The sequence below is a fragment of the Kitasatospora sp. NPDC091276 genome (assembly GCF_040684355.1).
Taxonomy (GTDB): domain Bacteria; phylum Actinomycetota; class Actinomycetes; order Streptomycetales; family Streptomycetaceae; genus Kitasatospora.
Genome location: NZ_JBFBFU010000022.1, coordinates 1 through 15,329 on the forward strand (window position 1 = coordinate 1; position 15,329 = coordinate 15,329).

14 protein-coding genes and 1 pseudogene are annotated in these 15,329 nt (G+C 72.4%); 9 read left to right on the plus strand and 6 right to left on the minus strand.

Annotation, left to right across the window (positions count from 1 at the left end; translation table 11 throughout):
- Positions 1 to 115: 115 nt before the first annotated feature.
- From AB0O19_RS25870 to AB0O19_RS25885, 4 genes are all read right to left on the minus strand, one after another.
- The gene (locus AB0O19_RS25870; RefSeq protein ID WP_363622785.1) at positions 116 to 712 is read right to left on the minus strand and encodes a hypothetical protein; all 597 of its coding nucleotides are present in this window, start codon (positions 710 to 712) and stop codon (positions 116 to 118) included.
- A gap of 53 nt (positions 713 to 765) precedes the next feature.
- Complete coding sequence (locus AB0O19_RS25875) at positions 766 to 1,398, minus strand: hypothetical protein (RefSeq protein ID WP_363622787.1); 633 nt, start codon at positions 1,396 to 1,398, stop codon at positions 766 to 768.
- A gap of 165 nt (positions 1,399 to 1,563) precedes the next feature.
- Complete coding sequence (locus AB0O19_RS25880; protein WP_363622789.1) at positions 1,564 to 2,643, minus strand: helix-turn-helix transcriptional regulator; 1,080 nt, start codon at positions 2,641 to 2,643, stop codon at positions 1,564 to 1,566.
- A 140-nt stretch (positions 2,644 to 2,783) separates the two neighbouring features.
- Positions 2,784 to 4,109 carry a radical SAM protein gene (locus tag AB0O19_RS25885; protein WP_363622791.1) on the minus strand — a complete coding sequence of 442 codons (1,326 nt, stop codon included), beginning with the start codon at positions 4,107 to 4,109 and terminating at the stop codon, positions 2,784 to 2,786.
- A gap of 367 nt (positions 4,110 to 4,476) precedes the next feature.
- Between AB0O19_RS25885 and AB0O19_RS25890 the strand changes: the two are divergent.
- Positions 4,477 to 5,631, plus strand: a pseudogene (locus tag AB0O19_RS25890) (family 2 encapsulin nanocompartment cargo protein terpene cyclase); the annotation flags it as partial.
- Positions 5,632 to 5,686: 55 nt separating this feature from the next.
- Positions 5,687 to 6,571, plus strand: coding sequence for a geranyl diphosphate 2-C-methyltransferase (locus AB0O19_RS25895; RefSeq protein WP_363587146.1), 885 nt, complete (start codon positions 5,687 to 5,689; stop codon positions 6,569 to 6,571).
- Positions 6,572 to 6,646: 75 nt separating this feature from the next.
- On the opposite strand, the gene AB0O19_RS25900 is transcribed toward AB0O19_RS25895, so the two are convergent.
- Positions 6,647 to 7,300 carry a dihydrofolate reductase family protein gene (locus tag AB0O19_RS25900; protein WP_363587147.1) on the minus strand — a complete coding sequence of 218 codons (654 nt, stop codon included), beginning with the start codon at positions 7,298 to 7,300 and terminating at the stop codon, positions 6,647 to 6,649.
- 203 nt (positions 7,301 to 7,503) lie between these two features.
- Here AB0O19_RS25900 and AB0O19_RS25905 point away from each other — a divergent pair, with 203 nt between their 5' ends.
- From AB0O19_RS25905 to AB0O19_RS25925, 5 genes are all read left to right on the plus strand, one after another.
- The gene (locus tag AB0O19_RS25905) at positions 7,504 to 8,583 is read left to right on the plus strand and encodes a phosphatidylinositol-specific phospholipase C domain-containing protein (protein WP_363622793.1); all 1,080 of its coding nucleotides are present in this window, start codon (positions 7,504 to 7,506) and stop codon (positions 8,581 to 8,583) included.
- A gap of 331 nt (positions 8,584 to 8,914) precedes the next feature.
- Entirely contained in the window at positions 8,915 to 9,247 is a 333-nt protein-coding gene (locus AB0O19_RS25910) for a ribonuclease domain-containing protein (protein ID WP_363587179.1), read from the plus strand.
- Positions 9,248 to 9,339: 92 nt separating this feature from the next.
- Positions 9,340 to 9,786: an isomerase gene (locus AB0O19_RS25915; protein ID WP_363622795.1), complete on the plus strand. Its 447-nt coding sequence runs from the start codon at positions 9,340 to 9,342 to the stop codon at positions 9,784 to 9,786.
- A gap of 92 nt (positions 9,787 to 9,878) precedes the next feature.
- Positions 9,879 to 11,237: an MFS transporter gene (locus AB0O19_RS25920; protein WP_363587150.1), complete on the plus strand. Its 1,359-nt coding sequence runs from the start codon at positions 9,879 to 9,881 to the stop codon at positions 11,235 to 11,237.
- Between the two features lie 58 nt (positions 11,238 to 11,295).
- Complete coding sequence (locus AB0O19_RS25925; RefSeq protein ID WP_363622797.1) at positions 11,296 to 12,144, plus strand: SAM-dependent methyltransferase; 849 nt, start codon at positions 11,296 to 11,298, stop codon at positions 12,142 to 12,144.
- A gap of 13 nt (positions 12,145 to 12,157) precedes the next feature.
- On the opposite strand, the gene AB0O19_RS25930 is transcribed toward AB0O19_RS25925, so the two are convergent.
- Positions 12,158 to 12,439, minus strand: a complete 282-nt coding sequence (locus AB0O19_RS25930) for a hypothetical protein (protein WP_363622799.1) — start codon at positions 12,437 to 12,439, stop codon at positions 12,158 to 12,160.
- 373 nt (positions 12,440 to 12,812) lie between these two features.
- Here AB0O19_RS25930 and AB0O19_RS25935 point away from each other — a divergent pair, with 373 nt between their 5' ends.
- Together AB0O19_RS25935 and AB0O19_RS25940 are read left to right on the plus strand one after the other, a co-directional pair.
- Entirely contained in the window at positions 12,813 to 13,451 is a 639-nt protein-coding gene (locus tag AB0O19_RS25935; protein WP_363587153.1) for a DUF4360 domain-containing protein, read from the plus strand.
- Between the two features lie 221 nt (positions 13,452 to 13,672).
- Entirely contained in the window at positions 13,673 to 15,325 is a 1,653-nt protein-coding gene (locus AB0O19_RS25940; RefSeq protein ID WP_363622801.1) for a metallophosphoesterase family protein, read from the plus strand.
- Positions 15,326 to 15,329 lie beyond the last annotated feature (4 nt).

The following is a 15,329-nucleotide window of genomic DNA, read 5'->3' on the forward strand; positions in this document are numbered from 1 at the left end:
TTAACCCCCGTGTTTTTGTGCGGGGGGCCCGCGGGGGGGCCCCCCTGGCCGCGTCGCCCCGGGCCGCCCCGCCCCGGCCGGGCACGACGGGCGTTCCTCGTGGTGCGCCGTACGGTCAGACGGCCTGCAGGTAGAACAGGTCCGGTCGGCTGTCCTGGACGATCTGGTAGCCCAGGCCGTCGCTGTGGTTCTGGGCGGCGACCCACTTGCCGGAGTTCAGGTTCTGGAGGGCGAAGCGGTTGCCGCCCGGAACCTTCGCCATCCAGAACGCCTGGTTCTCGGGGACGATGTCGCCGCAGCCGACCGTGATGATCCAGTTGCCGTCGTCCTTTCCCCAGCGGTCGACGACCATGCACCAGCCGCGCCAGCTGTCGCGGAAGTACACCAGCTCGCGGCCGTCGGAGGCGTGCTTGCGGCAGACCTGCCACTTCTGGTTCGACTCGTCACCCCAGAAGTACTGGATGACCGAGCCGTGGTTCCCGGGGGAGAGCGCGACGGTCAGCGGCCGGTCGGCCCCGGCGGTGTTGATGCGGTAGAGGCCGGGGTCGCAGGGGTAGTCGCTCTCCGGGTCCGCAGCGAGTGCGGTGGCCGACGCGGGGGCGGCCAGGGCGGCGGGGGAGGCGGTGAACAGCAGGGCGCCGACGGCGGCCGCCGTGCCGAGGACGTTCAGCGGGCGGCGGGCGCGGTAGCGCGGACGGTGCGGGTGGGGCATCGTGGACTCGCTTTCGCAGCAGGTGGGTCGGGCCGTTTCCGTGATCCTGGGCATCAGCAGACGAGTCGCGCCCGGGCGGCCGCGCGCAGGGTGCCGGCCGGCTCCGGGTAGGCGCAGGAGACGGTGCCCTGCTCCGGGACGTCGAAGGTGGTGAAGGTGCCGGGGCCGTTCGGGCTGGTGTTGATCCAGTAGCCCGTGTTCCCGCTGCGGGCGCAGATGTAGCGGACCCACTCGCCGGTGACCTTCCGGGTGCCGCGGTAGAGGCCGTAGTAGCCGGGGCTGTTGAAGTTCACGGTGTCGGTGACGGTGGTGGTGCGGGTGGTCGCCTTGGTGTTGGCAACCGAGAAGCCGACCTTGACGCTCACCTTGGCGAAGATCGCCTTGAATTCGGCGCTCACCTCGGTGCTGGTGTTGATCGTGGTGCTCACCGAGTCGACCTCGCTGAGGGTCTTGGTGTAACTGCCGGTGGTGCCGGGGGTGATGGCGACCGCGAGGAAGTCGGTGACGGTCGGTTCGACCCGGGCCGAGGCGATGTCCTCCCACAGGTAGTCGCGGGCGGGGTCGCAGGTGGCGGTCGGCGGTGTGGTGTCGGCGTGTGCGGGCGCGGCGCCGAGGCCGAGTCCGGTCACCGCGACCAGTGCGGCGACTCCTGAGGTGAAGGCGGTGCGCCTGGTGCGCGAGCTCATGAGGGTGCTCCTCCGCTGGACGATGAAGGCACTGCGATGCACGTCACGTCATGTGCATGGCGTGAATCCCCCGTGGGGAAATCTTCACGTTCGCGGCGGGGCCCCGGCCATCCCAGATTCCTGGGGGCGTGCGGCGGGCGCGCGCCAGGGGCGCGGGGCCACGGGTCAGCAGCGCCCTCCGCCGAGCATGATCCGCGCGATCAGCTCCTGCCGGCTGCCCACCCCGGTCTTGGTGAACACCGACTTCAGGTGGTCCTGCACCGTGTACGGCGTCATCGCGAGCAGCCGGGCCACGTCCCGGGTGTCGCTGCCGCGCACCAGCAGCAGCGCCACCTCCTGCTCGCGGGCGGTCAGCCCGTACGCGGCCAGGTAGAGCGGCATCACCTCGGCCGGCGAGGCGGGCGTGGCCACCACCGTCACCTCGTCCGCCGCCGCGTCGCCGCGCAGCGCCGATCCGTGCAGCAGGTACCAGCGATCGTCCCGGGAGCGGACCCGTACCGGCGTCTGCGGCGCGGCCAGCCCGTGCGCCGCCCGGCGGGCGTGCTCGGCGGCCATCGCCACGGAGGTCGGGATGCTGAGCGAGGTGGGGGTGGGGTCGGCCAGCCGGTCGAGCAGGTCCTCGGCCGGGCCGGACATCGCCCGCAGCCGGTTGCGCCGGTCGAGCAGCAGGACCGCAGGCCCCGCGTCCTCCTGGTCCGGTGCGCCGGCCGGAACGTGGCACGCCCGCAGCGCGTTGCCCAGGTGGCGGGCGGCGGCGCCGGCGAGCTCGCGCTGGCGCCCCAGGTAGGGGCCGCGGTCCGGGGCCCGCATGAACGCCGCGCACCCCCACATCCCGCCCGTCGCGTCGAACACCGCCCGCAGTTCGTCCCCGAACCCGGCCGGTGCTATCTGCTCCCGGAACCGCACGCTCTCCTGCGGGCGCCCCTTGGTCGCCCGGCTCAGCGTCTCCGCCTGCGCCCCGCTGTGCCGGATCTTCGGGAAGGTCGCCAGGTCGTCCTCCCAGACCTCCAGCCTGACGGCGTGCTCGTACGCCGTCAGGCTGAGGTCCTCGCTCTGCACCGAGTTCACCAGCCCGGTCGCCGGATCCGCGGTGTGCCAGCACACCGCGTCGAACTCCAGGACCGGGCGCAGCAGTTCGTCCGCCCGCCGGAACACCTCCGGCGCCGTCAACCCCTCCCCGGCGAGCTCCCGCATCCCCTCGATCGCCGACCGCGCCGCCACCCCACGAGCCCCACGTAATCCCATGGCGGGAAGCTAACACGCTGTTCGTACCCCCACCCACGCGCCGATCGGCGGGGTCCGCCTCCTCCTCGCGGTGGGCCGACGGCCCCCGGCGTCATCCTGACGTCCCGTCATGCCGGCCGGGGGCGGCGTGCGCCGGGGGCTCAGCCGGGCAGCGAGTCCATGAAGGAGCTGACCGAGAAGACGGCCTTGCCGGGGCCGGCCGGGCCGTAGCCGGGCGGGGAGGAGAGGCCGAACTCCTCCAGGGTGGCGCGGTAGGCCCGGAGCAGGCGGATGTGGTACTCCAGCGGGGCGCCCTGGGGGTTGGCCTTGCCGAGCGGAGTGGTGGGTTCGGGGCACCAGGTGGTGAAGCGGGGCACCACGCCGTGGGACATGAAGAAGCGCAGGCCCTCCCGGGTGGAGGCGATGGCCTCGTCGACGGTGGTGAAGCCGAAGGGCTGCGCCATCTCGACCCCGGCGACGAAGTTGGGGATCACGTTCTCCGGGCCGAACACCTCGGTGGAGTCGAGGATGCGCCGGTGCCACTCGTCGCGGCCCACGTAGCGCTCCTTGCCGGGGCAGTACAGCTCGAACAGGCGCTTGTCCCAGACCTCGAAGTTGGGGTGGTAGATCCGCACGCCGTAGTCGTGGAAGCGCTGGACGTCCTCGCGCGGCAGGGCCTGGGCGACGACCTTGCCGATCCAGCGACCGGGGAAGCGCTCCTCGATGGCCTTGGCGTACTGGCCGTAGAAGTCGGCCTCGTCCCGGCCGCCGACCTGCGAGGTGATGGCGCCGCCGGTGAGGGTGTACGCCTGGGAGGCGCGGGCGGTGTCGTGGCGGTCGATGAGCTCCAGTGCCTCCAGCACCTCCTCGACCGGCTTGACCCCGGTGTAGGGGCGGCCGGCGGCCTTGTGCTGGCGCCAGTTGTGGTTGATGTCGCAGTACTGGCACTCCTCCTTGGCGCCGAAGTACTGGCAGACCCGGAAGACCGTCAGGTAGATCAGGTAGCCCCACTGGATGGTCGGGGCGACCTCCATCACCGACTTCCCGTTGGCCAGGGTGTGTCGGTAGTAGTCAGGCATCGGAGGCAGGCCCACGTCGGCGATCCGCGCGCCGTCGAGGTACAGGCCGAGCGTGCCGTCCTCCCCGGCGCCGACCCGGTACGGCGAGTCCGGGTTGACCCGCACCGACACCACGGTGCGGCGCAGCCCGTACGGGCCGCCGGTGAGCACGACCTCCTCCGGCGGGCGGTTGAGCGCGGCCGCGCCGAGTTCGGGCAGGGTGCGGTGGTCGAAGGAGAAGATGAAGTACGACTTCGGCTTGACCTCGCCGCTCCCGTCGGCGCCGGTGCTCCCGCTGAGGGCGGACTCGTCGAAGGCCATGCCGCCGCGCAGCAGGTCCTCCTTGATCACGGCCTCCCGGGGCACGTCGGGGAAACGCTCCATGAGGTCCTCGACCAGTGCGGTGCGGCTGCGGCCCTGGGTCTCCATGTGCTGGTACGTCCTTCCTGGCCCCGTTTCGTCACGGGGTCGTGGCCATTCTTCTCCCCCTTACACCGGCGGGCGCGGCGGACCGATGCATGAGGAGGTGGCGTTTCAAACGCCATACGGGCCCACGTTCACCTGATCGGGTGTAGAAGATCGTCCGGAGCGTTTCCGAACCGGTCCCCGCGCCTACGGTTGTGAACCGAGCGAGACGGGGGGCGCGTTCGAAGACCGCCCGCGCCGTCGGCCAGGTGACGAAGCGTCATGTCTCGCGATCCTTCATCAGAGTCAGAGGAGGCTCCATGCCCCTGTGCACCAGAGCGGGGACACCCTTCGAGCGCACTGCCCCCGCGGCGGTGGGGTCATGAGCTCCTCGGCGATGGAGCGGATCCTGCGCGGGCCGAGCGGCCTGGGCACCGCGGGCCTGAACCTGGCGCAGAGTCCCCCCGCCCCGAGCGCGCCCGCACCCAACACCTCCGTGCCCGGCGTCCCCACGTCCGACAGCCCCTCGCCGGGCGGTTCCAAGCCGGGTGGTTCCAAGCCGCAGCCCGGCGACGCCATCCCGGGCCTCTACCACCACCCGGTGGCCGAGCCCGACCCGGTGCGGGTGGAGGAGCTGAGCCTCAGGATCAAGGCCTGGGCGCTGGACGAGGTCGAGCTGTACCCGCCGGACTGGGAGAAGCAGTTCGACGGCTTCTCGACCGGCCGCTACATGGTGGCCTGCCACCCGGACGCGCCCGGCGTCGACCACCTGATGCTCGCCGCCCGCCTGATGGTCGCCGAGAACGCGGTCGACGACTACTACTGCGAGGAGCACGGCGGCTCGCCGGTCGGCCTCGGCGGGCGCCTGCTGCTGGCGCACACCGCGCTCGACCCGCTGCACACCACCCCGGAGTACCACCCGGAGTGGGAGGCCTCGCTGCACGAGGACGCGCCCCGCCGGGCGTACCGCTCCGCGATGGAGTACTTCACCCGGGCCTCCACGCCCTCCCAGTCGGACCGGTTCCGGCACGACATGGCCCGGCTGCACCTCGGGTACCTCGCCGAGGCGTCGTGGGCCGAGACCGAGCACGTCCCGCAGGTGTGGGAGTACCTGGCGATGCGCCAGTTCAACAACTTCCGCCCCTGCCCGACGATCACGGACACCGTCGGCGGCTACGAGCTGCCGGTCGAACTGCACGCGCTACCCGCCATGCAGCGCGTGATCGCCCTGGCCGGCAACGCGACCACCATCGTCAACGACCTGTACTCGTACACCAAGGAGCTGTCCATCCCCGGACTGCACCTGAACCTGCCCGTGGTGATCGCCGAACGCGAGGACTGCTCGCACCGGGACGGCTACCTCAAGGCGGTCGAGGTCCACAACGACCTGATGCACGCCTTCGAGGCCGAGGCGGCCGCGCTGGCCGCGGCCTGCCCCGTCCCGACCCTCGTGCGGTTCCTGCGCGGTGTGTCCGCGTGGGTCGACGGCAACCACTTCTGGCACCAGACCAACTCCTTCCGCTACACCCTGCCCGACTTCTGGTAACCACCGTTTCCGGCAGCCGTCCCCCTTCCGTTGATCACCCGCTAGGAGCTGACGCATGTCCCTGACCGACGACATCACCACCCCCGCCGACAACGCCGCCATCCCCGGGCCGGCGACCCCCTACCAGGGCGACATCGCACGTTACTGGGACCACGAGGCACGGCCGGTCAACCTTCGCCTCGGCGACGTGGACGGCCTCTACCACCACCACTACGGCATCGGCGACGTCGACCAGGCCGCCATCGGCGACCCGGCCGACAGCGAGCGCGAGAAGAAGGTGATCACCGAGCTGCATCGCCTGGAGTCCGCGCAGGCCGAGCTGCTCCTCGACCACCTGGGCGCGGTTCCGGCCGACGCCACCCTGGTGGACGCCGGCTGCGGCCGCGGCGGCTCGATGGTGATGGCCCACCAGCGCTTCGGCTGCCGGGTCCAGGGCGTCACGCTCTCCGCCAAGCAGGCCGAGTTCGGCAACAACCGGGCCCACGAGCTGGGCATCGGCGACTTCGTCCGCTCGCAGGTCTGCAACATGCTCGACATGCCGTTCGAGACCGGCCAGGTGGCGGGCTCGTGGAACAACGAGTCCAGCATGTACGTCGACCTGCACGACCTGTTCGCCGAGCACTCCCGGATCCTCGCCGTCGGCGGCCGGTACGTGACCGTCACCGGCTGCTGGAACCCCGCCTACGGGCAGCCGTCCAAGTGGGTCTCGCAGATCAACGCGCACTTCGAGTGCAACATCCACTCCCGCCGGGAGTACCTGCGGGCCATGGCCGACAACCGGCTGGTGCCGCAGGCCGTCATCGACCTGACCCCCGCCACCCTGCCCTACTGGGAGCTGCGCGCGACCTCCTCGCTGGTCACCGGCATCGAGGAGGCGTTCATCAACTCCTACAAGGACGGCTCCTTCCAGTACGTCCTGATCGCGGCTGACCGGGTCTGACAGGGTCTGACAGGTCTGACGGTCCGAGTGTGACGGTGGCCTCCCCACGGGTGCGGGGAGGCCACCGTCTTTCGGCTACCGCCGGGTGAAGGTGAGGTGGGTGACGCCGCTCGGGCTGGTCACCGCCTCGGTGCGGAAGCGCTGTTCCAGGCCTTCGAGCCCGTCCCAGAGCCGCTCGCCGCGGCCGAGGACGATCGGCACCACCACCACGTGCAGGTGGTCGATCAGGTCCGCCTCCAGGAAGGCCCGGACGGTGCTCGGGCCGCCGCCGATCCGGACGTCCTTCCCGTCGGCCGCCGCCTTGGCTTGGCGCAGTGCCTCCTCGGGCGTGGCGTCGAGGAAGTGGAAGGTCGTCCCGCCCGCCATCTCCAGCGTGGGGCGCGGGTGGTGGGTGAGGACGAAGACCGGGGTGCGGAACACCGGTTCCGGCCCCCACCAGCCCTTCCACTCGTGGTCCTGCCACGGGCCGCGCTGCGGGCCGAACTTGTTGCGCCCCATGATCTCCGCACCGATGCCGTCGCTCCAGGTGCGGGCCATCGCGTCGTCGACGCCGGTGTCGCCGCCGGTGTCGCCCTCCCGGCCGTGCATCCGCCGGAAGGTCCGGGTCTGGAAGAACCAGCCGTGCAGCCGGTCGCCGGCGTGGCCGAACGGCGAGTCGAGGCTCTGCCCCTCGCCCGTTCCGTAGCCGTCGAGCGAGATCGAGAAGTTGTGGACGCGGACCAGGGACACGGGAGTTCCTCCGGTGCTCGGTGCTCAGGCGCGGACCGGGCCGCGCCTGCTGGACGGACCACGCTAACCCGGGCGGGAGCGGTACAGCCGTCACGCTATTGTCGTGTCTTCTTCACCCGGAGCTCGCCCTGGTGGGCGATGCTTCGTCCGACCGTCCGGGAGGGGCGGCCGGAGGCACATCCGCACTTGGGGGGACAGTACCTGTGACCGTACGCCGCACCGCCGCCGCCATCCTGGCGGCCGGCCTGCTCGCCGCCGCCGCGGCCCTGATTCCGACGACCGCCGACGCGGCGCAGGACGCGGCCGCGAGCGGCCCGGCGGACCTGCCGTTCGGCTCGGCCACCACCGTCGGCCTGCACAACACCTACGACCCGGCCGCCTACCCGTACCTCGCCCAGGGGCTCGACACCGGCACCGGGATGATCGAGCTGGACATCTGGACGGACATCGTCACCAAGGAGTGGAAGGTCAGCCACTCCAACCCGCTCGGCAACTCCAACAACTGCACCGCCGCCAGCACCCCGGCGCAGCTCTACAGCGGCGGCGCCAACAAGAACCTGGAGAACTGCCTCGACGACGTCCGGGTCTGGCTCGGCGCCCACCCGGGCGCCGGCCCGCTGGTGGTCAAGCTGGAGCTCAAGGCGGGCTTCTCGGCCAACCTCGGCATGGGGCCGACGGAACTGGACGCGCTGATCGCCGCCCACCTGGGATCGGCCGTGCTGCGCCCCGCCGACCTGCTCGCCAAGCCGGGCGGCGGCTCGTACGCCAGCGTCGACGAGGCGGTGCGGGCCGGCAACTGGCCGAGCCGCGCGGCGCTGGCCGGAAAGGTCCTGCTGTACGCGATCCCGGGGACGGTCGAGGAGAGCAACCCCTTCGACACCCTGCACACCGACGTCGAGTACGGCCGCCACCTGCGCGACCTCGCCGCCGCCGGCCGGATCGGCGACGCCCAGCTGTTCCCCGCCGTGCACGGCGCCAAGACCGGCGACCCGCGCGCCGCGTACACGGGCGCGGACGCCGGGATCCGGCCCTGGTTCGTGGTCTTCGACGGCGACGCCGCCACGTACCTCAACGGCGTCGACACCGCGTGGTACGACCGCTCGCACTACCTGCTGGTCATGACGGACGCGCACAACGTGGCGCCCGCCATCAGCGCCACCGACCCGACGGCGGACCAGGCCCGCGCCCGCACCGAGCAGCTGGCCCGGGCGCACGCCAGCATCGTCTCCAGCGACTGGCGCAAGCTGCCGGCCGTCCAGTCCCTGGCCCTGCCCCGGGGCTGACGCCGGGACGCCGGCTGCGCCACCGGGGCGGTGAACGCCCCGGTGGCGCAGCCGTGTCCGGCCTCGGCTCGGCTCGGCTCGGCTCGGCTTGGTTTGGCTCGGCTCGGCTTGGTTTGGTTTGGCTTGGTTTGGTTTGGTTTGGCTTCGCGCAGGGCGGACCCGGAGCGGCTGTTGTCCAGGTCAAGTCCGTTGCGGGTACGTCGAGTTGACCAGAGATGAAGAGTTGGATCAGGGCTTTCGGCGGGCCGGGGCGGTCGCCATGCTGGTTGTCATGACCCGAACTCTACGCGCGTGGAAGTCTCGCGCCGCCGCCGTCACCGCCGTCGCTCTGATGACCCTCGCGCCCGTCGCGGTCGCCACCGAGGCACACGCCGCGGTGAGCGGCTCGGTGTGCCTGTCCGCCCTGCCGTCACAGGCACGCACCACGCTCAACCTGATCGCCTCCGGCGGGCCGTTCCCGTACAGCCAGGACGGCGTGGTGTTCCAGAACAAGGAGCGCGTGCTGCCGAGCCAGTCCTCCGGCTACTACCACGAGTACACCGTGGTGACGCCCGGCTCGCCGACCCGCGGCACCCGCCGGATCGTCACCGGCCAGCGCACCCGCGAGGACTACTACACCGGCGACCACTACGTGACCTTCCGCCTGATCAACTTCGGCTGCTGACCCGCTGTTCACGCTCCCGGGCTCCCGGGCTCCCGGGCCCCCGGCGCAGCCGGGGCCCCGGGAGTGCCGCGCCACCGCCGCGCCGCACCCCGGTGAGCGCCCTGCCCGAGGGCCGCGCCGCCGTGCGCGGTAGCGTCGCCGTACTGTCCGAGGAGCCTCGCGCGGGCTCCGTCTCCTGGGAGGTCCCCGTGCCGCAGATCCTGGTCGACCACTCCGCCGGCCTCGACCTCGACCGGGCGGGCTTCGCCGAGGAGGTCCACCGGCTGATCGCCGAGGTGATCGACACCACCGTGGCGGACTGCAAGACGCTGTTCCGCCCGGCCGGGCGCCACGTGGTCGGCGACGGGAGGGGCGGGCGCGCGGTGGTGCTGGTGGAGGTCAAGATCCTGGCGGGCCGCAGCACCGCGCAGCGTGCCGAGCTGACGGCCCGGGTGCTCGCCGCGCTGGAAGCCCGCCTCGACGTGCCCGCCGCGATCGGCGTGGAGGTCACCGAACTGGACCGCGAGACCTACCGCTTCGTCCACCACCCCGGCCGGTAGCACCACCCCGGCCGGTAGCGCCGGGCCGCCGGGGGCGGCGGACCTCGCCGCGTCCGATACCGCGCCACCTCGATCGGTGCCATGCTGAGGCCATGACAGATCGGACCGGAACCACCCCGCCGCGCGAGGAGCCGCAAGCCGGCCGGCGGCGACGGGAGTTGGCCGCCGCCACGGTGGGCTCGGTGGTCGAGTCCTTCGACTGGAACATCTACGCCGTCCTCGCCCCGTACTTCGCGGCGGACCTCTTCGGGCACGGCAAGGGCGGGGTCAGCGGCCTGCTCGGGGCGTACGCGACCTTCGCGGTCGGGTTCGTCGCCCGGCCGGTCGGCTCGTACCTGATCGGGCGGCTCAGCGACACCCGGGGGCGGCGCTTCGCCCTGACCCTCGGCATGTCCGTGATCGCCGCCGCCAGCCTCGGCATCGCCGTGCTGCCGGACCAGCGGACGATCGGCGCCTGGGCGGCGGTCCTGGCCGTCGCCGCGCGGGTGGTGCAGGGGCTGGCCTTCGGCGGGGAGGCGCCCAGCGTCGCCGCGTACGTGACCGAGACGGCCCCGCCCCGGCACCGCTTCGCGTTCAGCTCGGTCTCCTACGGCGGGATCATCGTCGGCTCGCTGCTCTCCTACGGGGTGCTCGCGCTGCTGCTGCACACCCTCGGCAAGTCCGGTGTGACCGACGGCGGTTGGCGCTGGGCCTTCGTGGTCGCGGCACTGCTCGGGCTGGCCGCCGTCTGGGTGCGCCGGGCGGCCCCGGAGAGCGCGGAGTTCCGCCGGGCCCGGGCGGAGTCGACGGGCGCCCGCCCGCCGTTCCTGCGGGTGCTGCGCGAGCACCGCTGGGCCGTGCTCACCGTCTTCCTCAACACCCTGGGCGGGACGGTCGGTTACTACTTCGCCCTGGTCTACCTGCCGCAGTACGCCGCCGCCTACGGGGTGGTCGACCGGGAGGAGGCGACCTCCTTCATGACCGTGGTGCTCGCGGTGGTGCTGGCCACCATGCTGCTCAGCGGCGCCGCCGCCGACCGCTTCGGCCTGCTGCCGGTGGCCCGGGCCGGGTTCGCGCTGCCGGTGCTGCTGGTCCCGGTGCTGCTGATCGGGCTGCGGCAGGGCTGGCTGCCGTTCCAGGTCGTCGCCGTGCTGCTGGGGATGCTGGTGGCGACGGTGCTCGGGACGCTCAACGTCTTCACCGGCCTGCTGTTCCCGACGGAGGTCCGCGCCCTCGGCCTGGGCGTGGTCAACGCGGCCACCATCGCCGTGTTCGGCGGCTCCTTCCCGCTGCTCGCCGAGTGGTTGCACGACCACCACCGGCTCGGCCTGATCCCCGGCTACGTCACCCTCTGCACGCTGGGCCCGGCGCTCGGCCTCGTCACCGCCCTGCGGGTGCCGTCCTTCGCCGCCGCCGTGGGGGCTCCGGCCATCAAGGCGCGCGGCGGGCGGGTGCCGTCCCGAAGTGGCTGACGTTCGATCATGTCCTGTGGTTGAGTGGGACGGGAACGAACGTGCGGAAGGGCAAGACATGGAGAACAGCGGTCCGGACGGCTGGCTGACCGGGGTCCGGTTCGAGGAGGCGCCGCAGGTGGACCTGCGCACCGACCGCGCGCACCCGGCCCGGGTCTACGACTACCTGCTCGGCGGCAAGACCAACTTCCCGGTGGACCGCGAGGTCGGCGACCGCATCCTCGGGGAGTGGCCCGGCTCGCGCACCGCCACCGTCGCGGCCCGCGCGGTGATGCACCGGATGGTCCGTCGGCTGGTCGAGGTGCACGGCGTCCGCCAGTTCCTGGACGTCGGCACCGGCATCCCCACCACGCCCAACCTGCACGAGGTCGTCCAGGCCGTCGACCCGTCCTGCCGGGTGGTGTACGTCGACAACGACCCGATCGTGCTCGCCCACTCGCGCGCGCTGCTCACCAGCACCCCCGAGGGCCGCACCGCCTACGTCGAGGGCGACCTGCGCGAGCCGGGGAGGTTCCTCGCCGATCCCGCGGTGGCCGCCACCCTGGACCTCGACCGGCCGATCGCGCTGACGCTGATCAACATCGTGCACTTCCTCTCCGACGAGGCCGCGCACCCGCCGGTCCGCAAGCTGGTCGACGCCCTGCCCTCCGGCAGCTTCCTCGCGCTGACCGCCGGCACCGCCGACTCGATTCCCGACCTGGTCGCGATCGGCTCCCGCCGCTACTCGGAGGCCGGCATCGAGAACCACCTGCGCCCCCGCGCGGGCGTCGAGCGCTTCTTCACCGGGCTGGAACTGGACGACCCGGGCGTGGTGCTGATCAACCGCTGGCACCCGGAGCTGGGCGAGGGCCCGGTGCTCGGCGACCACGAGGTGGCGGCCTACGCGGGGCTGGGCCGCAAGCCCTGACGGCTTTACCGCTTTACGGCGCCATGGTGAGCCCCGCCGCGTCCGCGTCCCGGCTGAGCACCACCGAGCGGATGTGCTGCAGGGCGCGGGCGTAGTCGGCGCGGCCGGGGTTGCGGCGGACGGCCTCGCGCAGGTCGAGCACCCGGTAGGGCGGCCCGAGGTCGGTGACCTGCGGGACGAACTCGGCCCGGCCCACCGTCCGGCGCAGCCCCGGCCCGGCGGGCGGGGTGACGGTGAAACGGGCGAGGGAGCTCCGGTTGCCGCGCGGGTCCTCGGCGCCGTCGTAGGTGAACATGTGCCCGGCGAGCTGGTCGCCGAGGCCGTAGACCGTCCAGGTGTCGCCGATCTTCTCGTAGGCCTGCGGGGATGTGGGCGTGGGTGCCGAGGATCAGGTCGATGTCGGGCTGTCCGGGAGCCGGTTCGACGGCCGGCTCGCGGGCGAGGGTGAGCTGCTGCTCGTCGCCCGCAGGTCACCCGGGAGGTGCGTCACCCCCTGTACGCGGACACCCCGAGTGTGGTGACATATCCATGTCAATTTCGGGGCCGCGCTCGAAGTGCCAAGGCGCTCGGACCGCCAAGGTGCTCGGACCGCCAACGCGGGGAACGTCACCGCGCTCGGAGCGCCAACGCGCCGGCCCCGGCTCCGTGGACGATCGAAGGGGAAGCCCATGCTGCTCCGTGTACTGGCCACGACCGGAATCGCCGCAACCCTGTTCGCCTCGCCGACCCTCGGCTCCGGCGCGCTCCCGACGCCGCCGGACCGGATCGTCATCGACGTCGCGACCGTCAACGGCTCCGGCTGCCCGGCGGGGACGGCCGCCGTGGCCGTCTCCCCGGACAACACCGCCTTCACCGTGACCTACAGCAGCTACCTCGCCCAGGTGGGGGTCGGCTCGAAGCCGACCGACTTCCGGAAGAACTGTCAGCTCAACCTGCGGGTGCACGTCCCCCAGGGCTTCACCTACGCGATCGCCTCCGCCGACTACCGCGGCTTCGCCCACCTGGAGAAGGGCGCGACCGGCACCCAGCAGGCCGGCTACTACTTCCAGGGCGACCCCGCGACCGTCCAGCTGAGCCACCACTTCAGCGGCCCCAAGGACGACAACTGGCAGGCGACCGACACCGTCGACGTCGCCGCCCTGGTCTTCGCCCCCTGCGGCGAGGAGCGCAACTTCAACATCAACACCGAACTGCGGGTCGGCGCCGGCAGCTCGGACCCGAACAGCACCACCAGCTTCATGACCATGGACTCGACGGACGGCAGCATCAACACCGTCTACCACCTCGCCTGGAAGCAGTGCCCCTGATCCCCGGCGCCTGACCCCCGGGCCCTGCGCCCGACTCCCTGCGTTCGACTCCCTGCGCCCGACTCCCTGCGCCCGGCCCCGGCGGAGCTCCCGACCCCCGCCGGGGCCGACGCATGCCCTCCGTCGTACCGGTGGTGACCGTCCGTCATATCGATCGTTTCTGCATGCACATGTCTGTACAGTGCTCCGGGTCGACACCCCCACTCGGCAGGCGGAGCTCCATGACGATCGCACGCAGGTCCATCCTCAAGGGCACATCCGCGGCCGGCGCCGCGCTGGTCGCGGGCGGTGCGGCCGCCCAGCCGGCCGCGGCGGCGGACCCGGAGGCAAGCCCGGACGCGGGCCGGGAGGCGGGGCCCGCCGCGAGCCCGCTGCTGCAGTCCACCCCGCATCGGACCGGGGCGCCCAGCGTGAGCGGGCTGCACCTGCAGTTCGGCATGGACCCGTCCGCCGACATGACGGTCTCCTGGATCACCCCGCAGTCCGTGCGCCGCCCGCAGGTCCGGCTCGGCTCACCGGACGGCGGCCTCGGCCGGGTCGTCGAGGCGCAGACCCGCACCTACCGGGACGCCCTCGGCAAGGAGGAGGTGTACGTCCACCACGCCCGCCTCACCGGCCTGCGCCCCGCCACCACCTACCTCTACACCGCCGGCCACGACGGCGCGAGCCCCGAGCCGGGCTCCTTCACCACCGCCCCGCGCGGCCGCGCGCCCTTCACCTTCACCAGCTTCGGGGACCAGGCCACCCCCAACCTCCGCCGCCAGGTGGTCTTCCCCGACGGCATGCCGTCACCGCTCGGCAAGTACCCGGTGTTCACCAGCAGCCAGGTCGGCACCCCGCACTCCGCCGACATCGTCGCCGCCGTCGAACGCGTCGGCCCGCTGTTCAACCTGGTCAACGGCGACCTCTGCTACGCCTCCTACAGCGGCCGGCACGGCCAGAGCCGCACGCTGACCTGGGCCGACTGGTTCATCAACAACAGCCGCTCGGCCCGGCTGCGCCCCTGGATGCCCTGCGCCGGCAACGGCGAGAACGAGGCCGGCAACGGCCCGATCGGCGCCCTCGGCTACCAGACCTACTTCGAACTGCCCGACTCCGCGGCCGCCGACGACGCGGAGACCCGGGGCATGTGGTACGCCTTCACGGTCGGCTCGGTGCGCTTCATCAGCCTGGCCAACGACGACGTGGCCATCCAGGACAGCGGCGACCACTATCTGCGCGGCTACTCCGGCGGGGCCCAGCAGCGCTGGCTGGAGCGCGAGTTGCGGTCGGCGCGGAGCAGCCGGGCGATCGACTGGATCGTGGTCTGCATGCACCACCCGATGATCTCCAGCTCGCAGCACGGCGCCGGCAGCGACCTCGGCATCCGCGAGGCCTGGGGCCCGCTGTTCGACGCCTACGGGGTCGACCTGGTGGTCAGCGGCCACGAGCACTACTACGAGCGCTCCCACCCCGTCCGCGGGACCTTGCCCAACGACACCCGCACCCCGGTGCCGTCCGACACCGACCTCCACACGGTCGACACCGGCCGTGGCACCGTCCACATGGTCATCGGCGCCGGCGGCAACGCCGCCACCACCCAGGACGACCTGTTCGGGGAGCCCAAGGGCCGGGTGGTCGTCGCCCTGGAGGACGCGCCGCGCCCGCCGGCCCCGTACCGGCAGTCCGTGTGGCTGACCGAGGAAGCCCCGTGGGCCGCCGTCCAGGACCGGCAGCACACCCACGGCTTCGCGGCCTTCGACGTCGACCCCGGCGACCGGCGCGGCGGTCTGACCAGGATGCGGGTGACGTACTACACCTTCGACGGCCCGCACGGGGACCTCACCCCGGTCGACACCTTCACCCTGCAGCGGCCCCGCACCGACCGTCGTTAGGGAC